The sequence below is a fragment of the Streptomyces sp. NPDC031064 genome (genome assembly GCF_055570965.1).
The window spans coordinates 134585-149794 of record NZ_JBVIGF010000010.1 but is presented as its reverse complement, the minus strand read 5'-3'; the positions used below and the strand labels follow the sequence as shown (position 1 = coordinate 149794).

Annotated in this window: 20 protein-coding genes; 10 read left to right on the top strand and 10 right to left on the bottom strand. The window is 72.8% G+C overall.

Annotated elements, in window-relative coordinates; translation table 11 throughout:
* Positions 1-11: 11 nt before the first annotated feature.
* From ACZ46W_RS31220 to ACZ46W_RS31210, 3 genes are all read right to left on the bottom strand, one after another.
* Complete coding sequence (locus ACZ46W_RS31220) at positions 12-677, bottom strand: class I SAM-dependent methyltransferase (protein WP_468344756.1); 666 nt, start codon at positions 675-677, stop codon at positions 12-14.
* Between the two features lie 174 nt (positions 678-851).
* The gene (locus ACZ46W_RS31215) at positions 852-1592 is read right to left on the bottom strand and encodes a cation efflux transmembrane domain-containing protein (protein ID WP_468344753.1); all 741 of its coding nucleotides are present in this window, start codon (positions 1590-1592) and stop codon (positions 852-854) included.
* A 2-nt stretch (positions 1593-1594) separates the two neighbouring features.
* A complete protein-coding gene (locus ACZ46W_RS31210; RefSeq protein WP_468344750.1) occupies positions 1595-1930 on the bottom strand; it encodes an ArsR/SmtB family transcription factor in 336 nt (111 codons plus the stop codon).
* Between the two features lie 169 nt (positions 1931-2099).
* On the opposite strand from ACZ46W_RS31210, the gene ACZ46W_RS31205 reads away from it, so the two are divergent.
* From ACZ46W_RS31205 to ACZ46W_RS31180, 6 genes are all read left to right on the top strand, one after another.
* Positions 2100-2510, top strand: a complete 411-nt coding sequence (locus ACZ46W_RS31205; RefSeq protein WP_468344747.1) for a four-helix bundle copper-binding protein — start codon at positions 2100-2102, stop codon at positions 2508-2510.
* Positions 2511-2614: 104 nt separating this feature from the next.
* Complete coding sequence (locus ACZ46W_RS31200) at positions 2615-3055, top strand: hypothetical protein (RefSeq protein WP_468344744.1); 441 nt, start codon at positions 2615-2617, stop codon at positions 3053-3055.
* A gap of 228 nt (positions 3056-3283) precedes the next feature.
* Positions 3284-3865 carry a hypothetical protein gene (locus ACZ46W_RS31195; protein ID WP_468344741.1) on the top strand — a complete coding sequence of 194 codons (582 nt, stop codon included), beginning with the start codon at positions 3284-3286 and terminating at the stop codon, positions 3863-3865.
* Positions 3866-3922: 57 nt separating this feature from the next.
* Complete coding sequence (locus tag ACZ46W_RS31190; protein WP_468344738.1) at positions 3923-5038, top strand: PLP-dependent cysteine synthase family protein; 1116 nt, start codon at positions 3923-3925, stop codon at positions 5036-5038.
* 53 nt (positions 5039-5091) lie between these two features.
* Positions 5092-6315, top strand: coding sequence for an MFS transporter (locus ACZ46W_RS31185; RefSeq protein ID WP_468345258.1), 1224 nt, complete (start codon positions 5092-5094; stop codon positions 6313-6315).
* Between the two features lie 170 nt (positions 6316-6485).
* Positions 6486-7379, top strand: coding sequence for an ATP-grasp domain-containing protein (locus ACZ46W_RS31180; RefSeq protein ID WP_468344735.1), 894 nt, complete (start codon positions 6486-6488; stop codon positions 7377-7379).
* 201 nt (positions 7380-7580) lie between these two features.
* Here ACZ46W_RS31180 and ACZ46W_RS31175 read toward each other — a convergent pair whose 3' ends face one another.
* Positions 7581-7946, bottom strand: a complete 366-nt coding sequence (locus ACZ46W_RS31175; protein ID WP_468344731.1) for an MmcQ/YjbR family DNA-binding protein — start codon at positions 7944-7946, stop codon at positions 7581-7583.
* Positions 7947-8044: 98 nt separating this feature from the next.
* Between ACZ46W_RS31175 and ACZ46W_RS31170 the strand changes: the two genes are divergently transcribed.
* Together ACZ46W_RS31170 and ACZ46W_RS31165 are read left to right on the top strand one after the other, a co-directional pair.
* Positions 8045-8962, top strand: a complete 918-nt coding sequence (locus ACZ46W_RS31170) for an aminoglycoside phosphotransferase family protein (RefSeq protein WP_468344728.1) — start codon at positions 8045-8047, stop codon at positions 8960-8962.
* Positions 8963-8990: 28 nt separating this feature from the next.
* Positions 8991-9692 (top strand): bleomycin resistance protein, encoded by a 702-nt coding sequence (locus ACZ46W_RS31165; RefSeq protein ID WP_468344725.1) that lies wholly within the window; start codon positions 8991-8993, stop codon positions 9690-9692.
* Here the strand turns inward: ACZ46W_RS31165 and ACZ46W_RS31160 are convergent.
* Both ACZ46W_RS31160 and ACZ46W_RS31155 read right to left on the bottom strand, forming a co-directional pair.
* On the bottom strand, positions 9689-9907 hold the full coding sequence (locus ACZ46W_RS31160) for a hypothetical protein (protein WP_468344722.1): 219 nt from the start codon (positions 9905-9907) through the stop codon (positions 9689-9691). The genes ACZ46W_RS31165 and ACZ46W_RS31160 overlap by 4 nt on opposite strands.
* Before the next feature lie 6 nt (positions 9908-9913).
* Positions 9914-10444, bottom strand: coding sequence for a GNAT family N-acetyltransferase (locus ACZ46W_RS31155; RefSeq protein WP_468344720.1), 531 nt, complete (start codon positions 10442-10444; stop codon positions 9914-9916).
* Between the two features lie 596 nt (positions 10445-11040).
* Here ACZ46W_RS31155 and ACZ46W_RS31150 point away from each other — a divergent pair.
* Positions 11041-11916, top strand: a complete 876-nt coding sequence (locus ACZ46W_RS31150) for an SGNH/GDSL hydrolase family protein (RefSeq protein WP_468344718.1) — start codon at positions 11041-11043, stop codon at positions 11914-11916.
* A gap of 58 nt (positions 11917-11974) precedes the next feature.
* On the opposite strand, the gene ACZ46W_RS31145 is transcribed toward ACZ46W_RS31150, so the two are convergent.
* The 3 genes from ACZ46W_RS31145 to ACZ46W_RS31135 all read right to left on the bottom strand — a co-directional run bounded on the left by ACZ46W_RS31145 (position 11975) and on the right by ACZ46W_RS31135 (position 13618).
* Positions 11975-12415 carry a DUF6463 family protein gene (locus ACZ46W_RS31145; protein ID WP_468344715.1) on the bottom strand — a complete coding sequence of 147 codons (441 nt, stop codon included), beginning with the start codon at positions 12413-12415 and terminating at the stop codon, positions 11975-11977.
* Positions 12416-12545: 130 nt separating this feature from the next.
* A complete protein-coding gene (locus ACZ46W_RS31140) occupies positions 12546-12854 on the bottom strand; it encodes an AzlD domain-containing protein (protein ID WP_468344712.1) in 309 nt (102 codons plus the stop codon).
* Entirely contained in the window at positions 12851-13618 is a 768-nt protein-coding gene (locus ACZ46W_RS31135) for an AzlC family ABC transporter permease (protein WP_468344709.1), read from the bottom strand. Before ACZ46W_RS31135 ends, ACZ46W_RS31140 begins: the two co-directional genes overlap by 4 nt.
* A gap of 63 nt (positions 13619-13681) precedes the next feature.
* On the opposite strand from ACZ46W_RS31135, the gene ACZ46W_RS31130 reads away from it, so the two are divergent.
* A complete protein-coding gene (locus ACZ46W_RS31130; RefSeq protein ID WP_468344706.1) occupies positions 13682-14326 on the top strand; it encodes a CGNR zinc finger domain-containing protein in 645 nt (214 codons plus the stop codon).
* Between the two features lie 12 nt (positions 14327-14338).
* Here ACZ46W_RS31130 and ACZ46W_RS31125 read toward each other — a convergent pair whose 3' ends face one another.
* Entirely contained in the window at positions 14339-15016 is a 678-nt protein-coding gene (locus ACZ46W_RS31125) for a response regulator (RefSeq protein ID WP_468344703.1), read from the bottom strand.
* Positions 15017-15210: the final 194 nt, after the last annotated feature.

The window sequence follows — 15210 nt, the reverse complement described above, 5'->3', positions numbered from 1 at the left end:
ACGGGCCGTGGTCACCGTGGCAGCGTCTGGGTGACGCGCCAGAGGCGGCGGGGCAGTTCGCCCTCCTCGAAGGCGTGGACGTCGTCCAGCGACCAGCCCTCGGCGAGGGCGTCGACCAGGTCGCGGGAGAAGAAGTGCACGGCGAAGCCACCGTGCTCGTAGATGTCGTCACCGTGGGCGATGCCGCTCCCGTAGTGGGCGTCACCGGTGTGCCGCACGGTGTAGAGGAAGGTGCCGCCCGGTCGCAGGACACGCCGTACCTCGGCCACCAGGTCGTGGATCTCCCGGGTGGACAGCGCCATGCACAGCAGCATGTGGGCGAAGACCGCGTCCACGGAGCCGTCCGCCATCGGCAACGGATCGCGCACGTCGTGCACGGTGGTGGTCACCCGCTCGTCCAGGTGCCCGGCACGGGCGGCGTCCCGCAACTGTTCGAGCCCGGTGGCGGAGAAATCGGTGGCGTGGACGGTGAACCCCTCGCGGGCGAGGTACAGGGAATCCCGGCCGTGCCCGGCGCCCAGCTCCAGCACGTCCGCCGCGCCGGCCGCGCGGAACACCCGGGCGGCGTGGACGGCCGGGGCGGAGGGCTGCTCGCCGTACATGGCCGGGTGTGCCGCGTAGGTGCCCTGCCAGTGCCGGCGCTGCGCCCGCGCCAGGTCCTGCTCGCTGTCCGACATGTCGCCGGCCTTCCTCCTCCGGGCCACTGCCGCGCGGCCGTGGCACCAGTGTGCCTCGGCGCCACCACGGCTCACGCCGGCCCCCACGGCTCACGCCGGCCCCGCTTCTCACACCAGGTCCCACGGCTCACGTCGGCCGCCACCGCTCACGTCGGTCCCGGCCGGGGCGGTAGGTCAGCAGCAGGCGCAACCGGCCGCACAGCCGCACGGGTCCCCGGCCTTCTTGGGGACAGCCTTCGCGGGCGCGGCCGCCGTGGGGGCCGCCACCGTCGGGGGCGCGGGCACGGCGCAGCAGCCGTCGCCGCGCCAGGCGTCCCGCCCTTCCTTGACCGCCACGGCGGCGATGACGAGCGCGGCGACCGGGTCGGCCCACGACCACCCGAGGGCGGCGTTGGCGACGAGGCCGACCAGCAGCACGGCGGACAGGTAGGTGCACAGCAGGGTCTGCTTGGAGTCGGCCACCGCGGAGGCCGACCCGAGCTGCCGCCCGGCCCGGCGCTGCGCGGTGGACAGGAACGGCATCACCGCCAGCGACAGCGCGGCCAGCACGATGCCCGGGACCGAGCCGTCGGCCTCTCCGCCGCGCGCCAGCGCGCGGACGGAGTCCACGGCCACATAGGCGGCCAAGGCGAAGAACGAGACCGCGATGATCCGCAGCGCCCTCTGCTCACGGGCCTCGCGGACGGCGTGATCGCGGGCGGAGAACTGCCACGCGACGGCGGCGGCCGAGGACACCTCGATGACGGAGTCGAGTCCGAAGCCGATCAGCGCCGTCGAAGAGGCGATGGTGCCCGCGATGATCGCGACGACGGCCTCGATGACGTTGTAGGCGATCGTGGCGGCGACGAGCAGGCGTATCCGGCGGGTGAGCGCGTCGCGCTGCGCCGGCGAGGGACCGAGGGATACCGCGGCCATGCTCAGCAGCAGCCCTTCTCGGTGGCGTCCGGGCAGGTGCGGTCCGCCTCGACGGCGACGACGGCGGTACGCAGCTCGTCCAGCACGCGTCCGAGCCGCTCGTCGGCCAGTTCGTAGCGGGCGCGGCGGCCCACGGGTACGGCCACGACGAGGCCGCAGTCCCGCAGGCAGGCCAGGTGGTTCGACAGCCGGGTGCGGGAGATCCCAAGCCGGTCGGCGAGGTCGGACGGGTGCGCCGGCGCCTCGCGCAACGCCAGCAGCAGACGGCAACGGATCGGGTCGGCGAGCGCGCGGCCGAACCGCGCCAGCACCTCGACCTCGGTGGCAAGTGTCAGCACGCCGTAATAGTACAGGAGATCCTGAATTCAGGACTTCCTGAACCAACTTCCTTCGCGTCCCTGGCGTTTGTGCCGGTCAACGGCGTGTTACCCGTCCCACCGACGCCGAGGCTCCGGTGGCGGACCGGCCCGGCCCGCCGGCTCAGGCGCAAGTGGAGGTGCGACGACGATGACCACGATGGTCAAGGACATGCTGGACACCTACCCGGCCGACCTCGGCGGCGTGGACCGCGCAGCCCTCACCCGGTGCATCGAGGAGTGCATCGCGTGCGCCCAGGCGTGTACCGCCTGCTCGGACGCGTGCCTGTCCGAGCAGATGGTCGCCGACCTCACCAAGTGCATCCGCACCGACGCCGACTGCGCGGACATCTGCACCACCACCGCCGCCGTCCTGTCCCGCCACACCGGGTACGACGCCAACATCACCCGGGCGATGCTCACCGCGTGCGCGACCGCCTGCAAGGCGTGCGCCGAGGAATGCGAGCGCCACGCGGCCATGCACGACCACTGCCGCGTCTGCGCCGAGGCCTGCCGGAGGTGCGAGGCCGCCTGCAACGACCTGCTCGCTTCCCTCGGCTGACGGCTCGTGGACCCGTTCCCGGCCCGCGCCGGGCGGCGAGCCTTTCACGCCATGTTCGGTGCCCTGGCAGCGGCACCGACCGGTCGTGCCATTAGGATCACGGCATGGTCACGGCCTGGTCGTCTCCCCGCATGTCGCGGGCCCGCTCCTCGGCGGGTCCGCTGCGCGTGCTGTGGGTGGCGCTCACGCTGTTCGCCTTCGTCTACGCGCACGGTGTGAGCGCCGAAGGCACCACGGCCCACCTCGACCCGACCGCTGTCACCACCACTACGGCCCTGACCCCGGCGGCGTCCCCGCACGACCACACGGCCGAGCACCCGCCCGCCGATCACCACGAGGGTGACCACGGCCCCTCCCACGCGGCGCAGGAGTGCGTGCCCGGCCAGCCACAGCAGCCCCCGGCCCTCGACGCGCCGACTGCCCGCGTCCTCTCCGGTGACGGCGCCCCCACGGCGCTGAGCCCCGCTCCGGTTCCGTTCGGTGACGGGGTGTCGGCAGAGCAGTCGCCGGCGGCGTCCATAAGAGCCACCGTTCTCCAGATCTAGGATCCGGCGACACTTCGCCGGCCATCGACTCCCGGGCAGCCCCGCGTGGCTGCGAGCTCGATGCGACCGGCTGTCGCCGCGAACTGCCCGCCCGGGCGTGTGCGTCCACACGCCTTACGGAAGCGGTTTCCCGCGGCATTGCTCCGACACTGCCCGCCCCGCCCGCCGTTGTGCCGCGCCGACCCCATGGTGCGCCCGCGGTATGTGACGGCCGCCCGCGGAGGAACCGTGCCCTCTCCTTCCCGTACTCACCCGCCTTCAGCCCCGCCCGCGTGCTACCGCCTGTTCGCCCGGCGCGCGCGGTACCGGCTGCTCGCCCTGCCCGCGTGCTACCGCCTGTTCGCCCTGCCCGCGTGCTACCGCCTGTTCGCCCTGCCCGCGCGGTACCGGCTGTTCGCCCTGCCCGCGTCGTACCGGCTGTTCGCCCTGCTCCTCTGCGGGCTGCTCCTGACGGCACTCGGCTGCGGACACCTGCCGCACCCGCCCGCTCAGAACCAGGGCCCGCCCTCCACGACTCTTACGGCTACCACCGCGCCCACAGCCCTCGTGGCGCACGGCGGCCGGCCCGCCACCGCGCAGGTGCAGCGCGCCGAGACGCCCCGGCACTCCTGCTCGCCGGCCGACGCGCACGTGGAGCCGGTCGTGTTGCGTCCACCGGGGCGCGTCCCCGTGTGCGCCGACGCCGTACCCGCGACCACGGCGACGTACACGGCAGTTGCCGCGGGGCGTGAGAAGCGCGCTTCGCCGGAGCCCGGAGGACCGGCCTCCGGACGCCTCACACTGTGCTCCCTCTGCCGGTGGCGGACGTAGGAGCCGGCGCACGGAACGGCAACCGAACGCCCCTTACCGACAACGAGAGCGAATCCGATGCACTCTCCGCACACCGCCTCCCGCACCACCTCCCACGCCGGGCCCGGCCAGGCCGCCCTGTCCGTCCTGGTCGGCAACACCCCCGTCCTGTACGTCAGCGAGCCCTTCGCCCCCGCGGGGCGCGGCTTCTGGGCGAAGCTCGAAGGCTTCAACCCCGGCGGCATCAAGGACCGCCCCGGCCTCTACATGGTCGAACGCGCCCGCGCCCGCGGCGACCTGGAGCCCGGCGCCCGGATCATCGAGTCCACCAGCGGCACCCTCGGCCTCGGGCTCGCCCTGGCCGGCATGGTCCACGGCCACCCGGTCACCCTGGTCACCGACCCGGGCCTGGAGCCTTCCATGACCCGGCTGCTCACCGCGTACGGCGCCCAGGTCAACGTCGTCTCCGAACCCCACCCCACCGGTGGCTGGCAGCAGGCCCGCCGTGACCGCGTCGCCCAGCTCATGCGGCAGCACCCGGGGTCCTGGTGCCCGGACCAGTACAACAACCCCGACAACACCACCGCGTACACCCCGCTCGCCCTGGAACTCGCCACCGAACTGGCCCACATCGACGTGCTGGTGTGCAGTGTCGGCACCGGCGGCCACTCGGCCGGCGTCTCACGCGTACTGAAGCAGCTCTACCCCGGTCTGACGCTCGTGGGCGTGGACACCGTCGGCTCGACCATCTTCGGCCAGCCCGCCCGGCCCCGGCTGATGCGAGGGCTCGGATCCAGCATCTACCCGCGCAACGTCGCCTACGACAGCTTCTCCGAGGTCCACTGGGTCGCCCCGGCCGAAGCGGTGTGGGCCTGCCGGCAGCTCGCCGCCTCCCACTACGCCACCGGCGGCTGGAGCGTCGGCGCGGTCGCCCTGGTGGCCGGCTGGCTCGCCCGCACCCTGCCCGAGGAGACCCGCATCGCGGCCGTCTTCCCCGACGGGCCGCAACGCTACCTCGGCACGGTGTACGACGACGACTACTGCGCCGCCCACGGCCTGCTCGACGGCCCGCCCCCGTCCGAACCGGAGGTGATCGGCCGCCTCGACGAGAAGGAGGTCACCCGCTGGACCCGCTGCACGCGCGTCGTCGACCCGCTCACCCTCGGCCGTGACGCGGGGGAGGACGACCGGTGAAGCACCGCACCCTCGCACAGCTCCGCGCCCACGAACGCGGCGTCCAACTGCTGATGGTCAATCAGTTCACCATCAACCTCGGCTTCTACATGCTGATGCCGTACCTCGCCACGCACCTGGCCGGCCCGCTCGGCCTGGCCGGGTGGCTGGTCGGGCTGATCCTCGGCGTACGCAACTTCAGCCAGCAGGGCATGTTCCTGGTCGGCGGCACGCTCGCCGACCGGCTCGGCTACAAGCCGATGATCATCGCCGGACTGGTGCTGCGCACGGTGGGCTTCGCGACCCTCGGGCTCGTCGACTCCGTGCCCGCGCTGCTGGCCGCCTCCGCCGCGACCGGCCTTGCCGGAGCGCTGTTCAACCCGGCCAGCCGCGCCTACCTCGCCGCTGCGGCGGGGGAGCGCCGGGTGGAGGCGTTCGCGCTGTTCAACGTCTTCTACCAGGCCGGCGTCCTGCTCGGCCCACTCGTCGGCATGGTGCTGACGGGCATCGGCTTCCGCGTCACCTGCCTGACCGCGGCCGGGATCTTCGCGGTGCTGAGCATCGTGCAGATCCGGGCCCTGCCCCCGCGCCGGGGCAGAGGGCGGCAGGAGAGCGTGCTGTCCCAGTGGCGGAGCGTCCTGTCCAACCGGCCCTTCCTGCTGTTCTCCCTCGCCATGATCGGCTCCTACGTGATGTCGTTCCAGGTCTACCTCGCGCTCCCGCTGGAAGTCAGGCGCCTGGGCGGCGAGGGGGACTTCGGCACGGCGGCCGTGGCGGTGCTGTTCGCCGTGTCCGGCCTGAGCACCATCCTCGGCCAGACCCGGGTGACCACCTGGTGCAAGGCCCGCATGGCGCCGGGCCGTGCGCTCGGGTGGGGCGTGCTGGTGATGGGGCTCGCCTTCGTACCCCTGCTGCCGGCGGCGGCCGTGCCCGTACCCGGCGGCGGGATCGGGCTGTGGCTGCTCGCCGCCGTACCGCCCGCGCTGTCCGCCCTGTTGCTGGCCCTGGGCACGATGATCGCCTACCCGTTCGAGATGGACACCATCGTCCGCCTCTCCGGTGACCGCCTCGTCGCCACCCACTACGGCCTGTACAACACCATCTGCGGCATCGGCATCACCCTCGGCAACCTCCTCACCGGCGCCGCGCTCGACGCCGCCCGGGCGGCCGGCCTGTCCGCGCTCCCGTGGACCGCCCTGGCGCTCCTGGGTCTCGCCTGCGCCGGCGCCCTGTACGCCCTTGACCGCACCGGACGCCTCACCCCGTCCCTGCCGTCCGCCGAACCCGCCAGGACGTAACGACGTCCGTCCGGCCCGCCGACCCGCAACGGCCGTCCGGCACCGCCACGGTGCCGGACGGCCACGGGTTTCGCGGAGGGAAGGTGGCCCACGCTGTGCGGGCCCGGCGATGTGAGCGTCGCCCGGCCGCCCGCAGTGGGCCGTTCCACGCGCCGGATAGAGTGCCGTCCATGGGGGCCACGTTCATCCACTGCGCGGACCCGCTCCGGCCACGGCGGACCGACGGGCACTTCGCCGCCGAGGCGCGTGCGGCTCGGGAGCTGGGCCACCCGGTCGCGCTCATCGACCACGACGCCCTGACGGCCGGTGACGTGACCGCCGCCGTGGCGCGGGTCCCGAAGGGACGCCGCACGGCCTGGTACCGCGGCTGGATGCTCACAGCCGGGCAGTACAGCGCCCTGTCCGACGCCCTCGCCGAGCGCGGGCTGACGCTGCTGACCCCACCCGAGGACTACCAGCGGGCCCACGAGCTTCCCGGCTGGTACGAGACGTTCGAACCGGTCACCCCACGCAGCGTGTTGCTCCCCACCTCGCCCGGCACACCGCCGGCCAGGAGCGAGCTCGCCGCCGCGGCCACCGCGCTCGGCGGCGGCCCCGCGGTCGTCAAGGACCATGTGAAGTCCCGCAAACACGAGTGGCACGAGGCGTGCTACGTCCCCGACGTGACGGACACGGACCGCCTCACGTCCGTCGTCAGCCGTTTCGTGGAGCTTCAGGGCGACTCGCTCACCGGAGGCGTGGTCCTCCGCGCCTTCGAGGGCTTCCGCACCACCGTCGGCGAGGCGCGCCTGTGGTGGGTCGACGGCGACCCAGCCCTCGTCACCGCCCACCCCGACTCCCCGGCCCTACGGCCCCAACCCGACCCGGCCTTCGTGCGCCCACTGGTCGCCGCCCTGGGCTGCCGCTTCGTCACAACGGACCTCGCCCTGCGCGAGGACGGTGCCTGGCGCGTTGTCGAGGTGGGCGACGGCCAGGTCAGCGACCTGCCGCAGGGCACCGACCCCGGGCCGCTCATCAACCGGCTGGCGGCCGCAGCCGGCGCTCCCCGCCGGAGCGATCGGTAACGTCCCCCGCCCGGTCGAGGGCCGAGCGCCACCTCGCCCCGCCCCGCCCCGCCCCGCCACGCCCACGACGTCCTCGACCGGACCGACGTGAGCCGCCGACCATCGGCCGAGCCGCTGACCATCGGTGAGCCGTCGACCGTCGGCCGAGCCACCACCAACGGCGAGCCGCCGACCGTCGGTCGAGCCGCCGACGTTCGTTGCTCACGCGCCGCTCCCCGCGCCCGGCCGCAGGTCCGGGTGCTCCTCCGCCAGCCTGTCCGGCGCCGCCTGCCTCCAGGAGTCGACGAGGATGTCCCGCAGCTCGTCCAGGTCCTCCAGCGCGGCGAGACGCACCCGGACCCACGCCGAACTCGCCTCGTGCGGCGGCACCCAGAACTTCTCCGGCTCCGCCGCGATCAGCTCCGCCCGCTCGTGCTTCGGGCAGCGCACGGCGAACGATGTCTGGTCGTCGGGGACCGTCACATACATCTTCCCGGCCACCCGGAAGGTGGGAATGCTCCATGCTTCCTTCTCCACCGTCTCGGGGAAGGACATCGCGATCCGGCGGACGTCATCGGCGTCGATCATGGCCCTTACGGTAGTCACCGCCACTGACACACCGGCACGACCAGGTTGCTCGCAAAGCGTTTGACGCCCGTCGGCGTCCGGCGGTCGGATGGGACCCCATGAGCACAGGGCAGATGCACCCGGGCATGCACCCCATCGACACCGACCTCGTACGGCGGCTGGTCGCCGGGCAGTTCCCGCGGTGGGCAGGGCTGGCGGTAGAGCGGTTCGCGTCCGGCGGCACGGTCAACGCCATGTACCGGCTCGGCGAGGACATGGTCGTACGGCTGCCGTTGGTGGAGGGCGGGGCCGGTGACGTGGTGATGGAGCGGGAGTGGCTGCCCCGCCTCGCGTCCCGGCTGCCCGTGGCCGTTCCCGAGGTGCTGGGGGCGGGGGAGCCCGCCGAGGGGTATCCGTGGCCATGGTCGGTGTACAGGTGGCTCGCGGGGGAGAACCCGCGGGCGGGGGCGCTGAGCCAAGCGGTGACGCTGGCCAGGGACCTGGCCGCGTTCGTTGGGGCGATGCGCGGCATCACCCTGCCGGACGCGCCGGCGGCCTACCGAGGCGGTCCGCTCGCCTCGCTCGACGCCTCGACCCGGGCGGCGATCGAGGAACTGCGCGCCATCCCGGAGGAGGGCGTCGACTGTGACGCCGTGACCGCCGTGTGGGAGGACGCGCTGCGCACCCCCGGCTGGGACGGGCCGCCCGTGTGGCTGCACGCCGATCTGCTGCCGGGCAACCTGGTGGTGGACCGTGACGGTCGGCTCACCTCGGTGATCGACTTCGGCTGCATGGGCGTGGGCGACCCGGCCTGCGACCTGTTCCCGGCGTGGAACCTGCTTCCGGCCGACGCGCGGGACGTCTTCCGTGAGGCGCTCGGTGCGGACGACGCGACCTGGAACCGCGGCCGCGGCCGGACCCTCTCCCAGGCGCTGACGGCACTTCCGTACTACCGGAGGACGAACCCCGCGATGGCGAACAACGCCCGGCACGTGATCAGGGCCGTGCTGGCGGAAGTCGAAGTCCGCCAGAAATGACTATTCAAGTTTGACTAGACTGCCGGGCATGGGTGAGATGACCATTCCAATGCTGCCGTGCCGGACCCTCCAGCCCGTTCTCGACTTCTACACCGTCCTCGGCTTCGAGGTCACCTTCCAGCAGGCAAGTCCCAATCCGTACGCCGTCGTCGAGCGCGGCGGCATTCAGCTCCACTTCTTCGGGATGAAACGGTACGAACCGACGGAGTCGTACAGCACGTGCTACATCCGCACCGATGACGTCGACGGCCTGTACGAGGTCTTCCGGTCCCGCCTCAAAGCGGCGTACGGAAGGATCCCCACCCGTGGCCTGCCGCGCATAGGGCCGTTGAAGGACACGTCGCACGGCGTACGGCAGTTCCTCGTCACCGATCCCGGCGGCAACTGCCTGCGCATCGGACAGCAGACGAGTCAGGACCACCACCACCGGCCCGCACCCAAGGAAACCTTCTCCCGAGCCCTGCACCACGCGTCGCTCCTGGCGGACTCGAGGGACGACCCGGCCGGCGCCGCGAAGATCATCGACCGCGTGCTCCGCATCGACGACGAACGGCCCACGCCCGTGCGGCTGCTTCGGCTCCTCGTGCTCCGTGCCGATGTCGCCAGGCGCCTCGGTGACGAAGAGACCGCGACGTCCCTGCTCGCCAGGGCAGTCGCGGTCCACCTCACCGAGCAGGAGCGGGAGTCGGTGCACGACGACCTCAAGCGCCTTGAGGAACTGCGGAGTTAGGCCCCTATGCCCAGAAGGGCGATCTCCAGGGGGAGCGCGGGGCGTGCCGGGAGGGCCGGGGGTTCCTCTCCCCGGCCCGTGTGCGTGGCCGGGACGGGGCACAGGGCCTTGATGCCGTCAGCGGCCCACTGGGCGTCCGTCGGCGGGAGCGACAGCGTCATGCGCCGGCCGTCGGCCAGGGTGCTCTCGATGGTGGTCGGGTCGTTCGTCTGCATGACCGCTCACTTCCGTCGTCCGTCCTTGCCATGGAGGACGGTTGTGCGAGGTGAGGAGTTCCCGCCGGGAGCGAGCGGTAATTCCAGGAGTTCCTCCGGGGATTCGAAACCGCACCGCCGCCGCAGGGGGCCGCTGCGTTCGGACGGCCAGACGACGAGGGTGTCGAATCCGGCGCCGCGCGCATGCCGTTGCAGCTCCTCAAGGAGTGCCGAGCCGATGCCTCGGTCGCGGTGCGACGGCGTGACGAAGAAGTTCGTCACGTAACCGACCGGGGTGTTGTCGCCGTACGGCTCCGGAACCCGCTCCACCGGGCAGAGGAAGACGTGGCCGCGGATGTCCTGCTCCGACTCCGCGACCCACGCCAGCCAACGTCCGTCCCCAAGCCGGTCACCGATCCAGCGCTCGGCCTCCTCAAGGGGCCGGGCGGGGGCCGGTGCGGGCCCTTCGTGCTCCTCCTGCTTGAAGGTCCAGCGCAGCTCGGCCAGCAGCCGCGCGTCAGCGGGCCGGGCCCGGCGTACGGTGAAGTCCGCGCTCATGGGCCCGAGTTTGCCAGCCGTACCACCGCGCGCCGAACGCGGGGCCGTCGTACGGGCGGGCCGCAACGGGAGAAGCCACGGAACGCCGCCGCCCGAGGAGGCCGGGTCCTCGCCCCGGACACGGCGGCACAGTCGCGGGCGGTCCTCGAAGCGGCGCCTGCCCGCGGTACGACGGGAGCGGTGCGGCGGGCGGTACGACGGGCGGTACGGCGGGCCGTACGACGGCCCTCCCGGGCGGCGCGGAGGCCGATGCGGCCACCAGTACCGCCGCCGACCCCCGAGGGCGTAGGGGCGCCGCCGTCGCGCCACCCGCCAAGTCGGCCGCCTGGTCCGTCGCGTTCACCCGAACGGCGGGTGGGCGTGCCGTCGCGCTCGCCGCGCGTGTCGCTGTCCCGGCGGACGGTGGCGGGAGCTCCGGTGACGCGGAGACGGCCGTCCGCGTCACCGGGCGCATGAGCCGCGCGGTCGCCGGGCAACCGGCCTCCTGAGCCGAGGGGCCCCGCAGGGGCCGGAGGTCACCAGCCCTGTGGCGCTTATGTGATAAGAACGGACAAAAGCCCCGCGGGGCCAAACCCCTGCACCCAACGGAGTCGTCCGTGAGAACGAGCCCGCGCAGCTTCCTGGTCGCCCCCCTCCTCGCGGGAGCCCTCGCCACCCTCCCCCCGGCGCCGGCCGCCTCCGCGGCGGCGGACGACCCCCTCGAGTACGTCGCCCTCGGTGACTCCTTCGCCGCCGCCACCCACGTGCCGCCGCCCGACGTGTCCAACCTGCTCTGCCTGCGTTCACGCGCCAACTATCCGCACGCCGCCGCCAAGGCACTGGGCGCCAAGCTGACCGACGTCAGTTGCTCCGCCGCCTCCCTCGAAGACCTGCGTACCTCCCAATACCCCGGCACGGCCGCCCAGAACAGTGCCCTTTCACCGGACACCGACGTCGTCAGCATCACCATCGGCGGAGTGGACGTCGGACTGGTCACCACCGCCATCGAGTGCGTCAACCTGGACCCCAAGCCCGCCGGAGTGAGCTGCGCCGCCAAGAACACCGCAGGCGGCTCCGACAAGGTCAGGACCGCCATCGACGCCTGGACCCCCGAGTTCGCCGCGGCGCTGGACGACATCCACCGCAGGGCGCCCCGCGCGAAGGTGTTCGTCATCGGCTACGGCAACGTCATCCGCCCCGGCGGCTGCTTCCCCGCCCAGCCCATCTGGGACACCGACGCCGACTACCTCCAGGGCACGATCAACCACCTCGACAAGCGGCTGAAGCAGACCGCGCGGAAACACGGCGCGGTGTTCGTCGACACGTACACCCTCGGTGTCGGACACGACATCTGCGCCGCACCCGCCGACCGCTTCACCGAAGGATGGCTGCGCACACGTGCCGCCATGCCCCTCCACCCCAATGCGGCCGGCTCCAAGGCCATCGGCGCTGCCCTGGCCTCCGCCGTCCGCCGCGCGCTTCCCGGCTCCTGACGGCGCGGGGCCGGATCGCGCGGTCATGGCCGGGGGCGGTGGCAGCGACCGTCCGTGCTCAGGTGTGGCTTGCCTGGTGATCCCGGCCCACGGCACGGTCACGCCGCGAGGTCCGCACCGCCAGCAGGCCGATGGCGATCAGCGACCAGCCGCCGGAAACCGGCTCCAGCAGCGACACCGGTATCCCGAGCGCCAGCAGAATCCACCCGAGTTCGGCGGGCAGCCTCCCGGTGGTCGTCACAGACCTCCGGGCGAGGAGGCCGAGACCGACGAAGGCCATACCGCTGACCATGAACCAGAGGGCCATCATGCGGCCCTCGTCGTCGTTGGGGACGGTGTTCCACAGTCCCTCGGAGACGATGCCGGTCCAGTGGGAGTGGGCGGCGATGACGCCGACGAGCATGTGCGCGGCGGCGGCGGCGTAGATGAATCGGGGAATCCAGAGGCGGAGACCGCGGGCTTGGGATTCCCGGGTCCGCCCGCGTGCAGCGGTGTCCATGAACTCATGTTCCTTTCCAGGGGTCGGGTGAGGGAATGTGCCGGTGTGCGTGTTGCCGAGCGGGCGCATGGGCACCGGCAGCGGCTCCGTCGTCGCGAGGGCCGGGGCGGGCAGCGATACCCCGCGGCTGTCAGGTGGTCAGCCTCCGGACGACCGCTGCCAGCACGGCCGCGCCGACCAGGACGGCCGGCATGGGCAGTCCGCACCGGCGGAGCAGCGGGACCGCCGTCAGGGCCGCGAGGAGGGCGGGGTCCACCGTCCGCCATCCGTCGTCGGCGACGTCGACCACGACGAGCCCGGCCAGCAGGGCGGGGGCCATGAGCGCGACCACCGCACGGGCTCGTGGGGGCAGCTCACGCTCACCGAGCGCGGTCGGGCCGGCGGCCTTGAGGGCGAAACCGATGATGGCGACGGCTACGACGGCCGACCACGGGGTCACTGTGTGGGCTCCGTTCCGGGCTGGTCACTCACGTGCCGCCGGCGCGGCTCGCCGCGGTGCTCGCTCTGCGGCAGGGGACGTGTCAGGGCCACCAGGGAGGCGCCGGCGGCGCCGACCAGCGCCGGCCCGGCGGGGAAGAAGAACGACAGGCCCGCGGCCATGGCTCCGCCCAGCAGCGCTGAGGTCCAGTACGGACGGCCTGCGCCCGGCGCGTCGAGCAGCAGGAACAGGAACATGGCGGGCGCCACCACGTCCAGGCCGAGGGACGTCAGCAGGTGCGGGCTGGGCGCCAGGACCGCGCCGAGTGCGGTGCCCGCGACCCACAGGACCCACTGGACCGCACTGGCGGCGAAGAGCACCCGCCGGTCGAAGCGACCGCCCCCGAGGTGCGCGGCGGCCCAGGAGCCGTCCACCACCGCCTGGGCTTCCGCGGCCCGGCGCAACCGGCCTCCGCGGAGGGCACCGGAGACCGCCACTCCCATGGGCAGGAAGCGCGCGTTGACAAGGGCGGCGGCGACCACGGCCGAGGCCACGCCACCTCCCGTGCCGAGCGTCGACACGAGGGCGAACTGCGCCGAAGCGGAGAAGACGGCCATCGAGCAGAGGACGGAGCCGGTCACGGCCCACCCCTGCGACTGCGTGATCGCCCCGAAGCTCACGGCCAGCAGGAACGAGGCCGAGCCGAGTGCGAACCCGACGCGCAGTCCGGCGTGCAGGCGTTGTCGGGGTAATGCGCCCTCGTGCAGGGGAAGTTCGTCGGACATGACCACAACCTAACAGGCATAAGCTGGTAAGCCTGTTAGGGGGTCTTGGCTAGGGTGGTGGCGGTGAAGAGAGCCTCGGACACGACCGGCACGGAACCGACACCGCGCCCAACCCACGCGGGCGTGGCCCTCGTCGGCGGACACACCGTCCTCGACTTCACCAACACGGTCGCCTGGCGCACGGACCCCAATCGCCGCGTCGCCCGCGTGGAGGGCGTCGAGGCCTGGGTCCACTGGGCGGGCCGCGTTGGGTTGTTCACCGCCCGGGAGGCCACGGCGCTGCTGGACCCCGCCACGCGGAACGCGCGGAACGACCGGGAACAGCTCACCGGCCTGGAGACGCTGAGGAGCGCCCTCTGGGACGTGCTGGACGCGTTGATCGACAACCGCCCTTTCCCGTCCGCCCCATGGGAGATCCTGCGTCGGTCGATCGTGGCGGCTCGCCGGGAAGCCGCGCTGCCACCGGAGTTGCCGCTGCGCTGGCACGTCCGGGCGAGAGGGTTCGCCGACCTCGCCCACGCCCTGGCCCTACAGGCCGACGAACTCCTCGCGAGTCCGCTCGTCCAGCGGATCAGGCGCTGCGAGGGCCCGGGATGCGGTTGGTTCTTCCTGGACCGCAGCCGCAGCGGCACGCGTCGCTGGTGCAGCTCCAGCGACTGCGGCAACCGGGATCGCGCCCGTCGCCACTACCACCGTTCCCGCCCCTGAGAGGTGCGGGCGCTAAGCGTCGCGGGCCACGAGGCCGGCTTCGTGCGCCGCGATGGCGGCCTCTACGCGGTTGCGTGCGCCGAGCTTCGACAGGACGGCGCTGACATGGGCCTTCACGGTGCCCTCGACGAGGTGCAGCTCTGCCGCGATCTCCGCGTTGGACAGGCCCGCGCCCAGGCCGGCGAGGACGTCGCGTTCCCGGCCTGTGAGGTGCTCGAGCGGGCGCCGGGGGCGGGCGGCCCGGTGTGCGCGCAGACCGGCGATGACGCGGGCGGCGACCCTCGGTGACAGGTAGGCCCCGCCGGAGGCCACGGCCTGCACCCCGTTCAGCAGTTCCCGTGGGTCGTCCGCTTTGAGCAGGAAGCCGCTGGCGCCTTCCTCCAGGGCTCGCTGGATGAAGTGGTCCTCCCCGAACGTCGTCAGCATCACCACACCCGTCGCCGGTACGGCCTGATGGATGCGGGCCGCCGCCGCGATTCCGTCGAGGCCCGGCATCTGGATGTCCATGAGGACCACGTCGGGCCGGTGGCGGCGCGTCAGGGAGACCGCCTCGTTCCCGTCGGCCGCCTCGGCGACCACGTCCGTGCGCGGGTCCCTGGCCAGGATGGCCCGGATACCGGCCCGGACCATCGTCTCGTCGTCCGCCACGAGGACGCGGACGGGCCGTTGGCCTGGTGTCGTCTCTTCCACACGGCGAGCGTACGGCCCTGGCCGGCGCGCGCATCCGGGCTCCCCGGCGAATACGACCGGGGACGCAGCGGCACCCCTGACGAAGGGAAGGAAGGACCTGACGATCGGCCCATGTGCCGCCGCGAGACAGCCCTCTTAGCGTCGTTGCCGCACCACGGAGCACCACGGAGCACCACGGAAGCACCACGGAACAG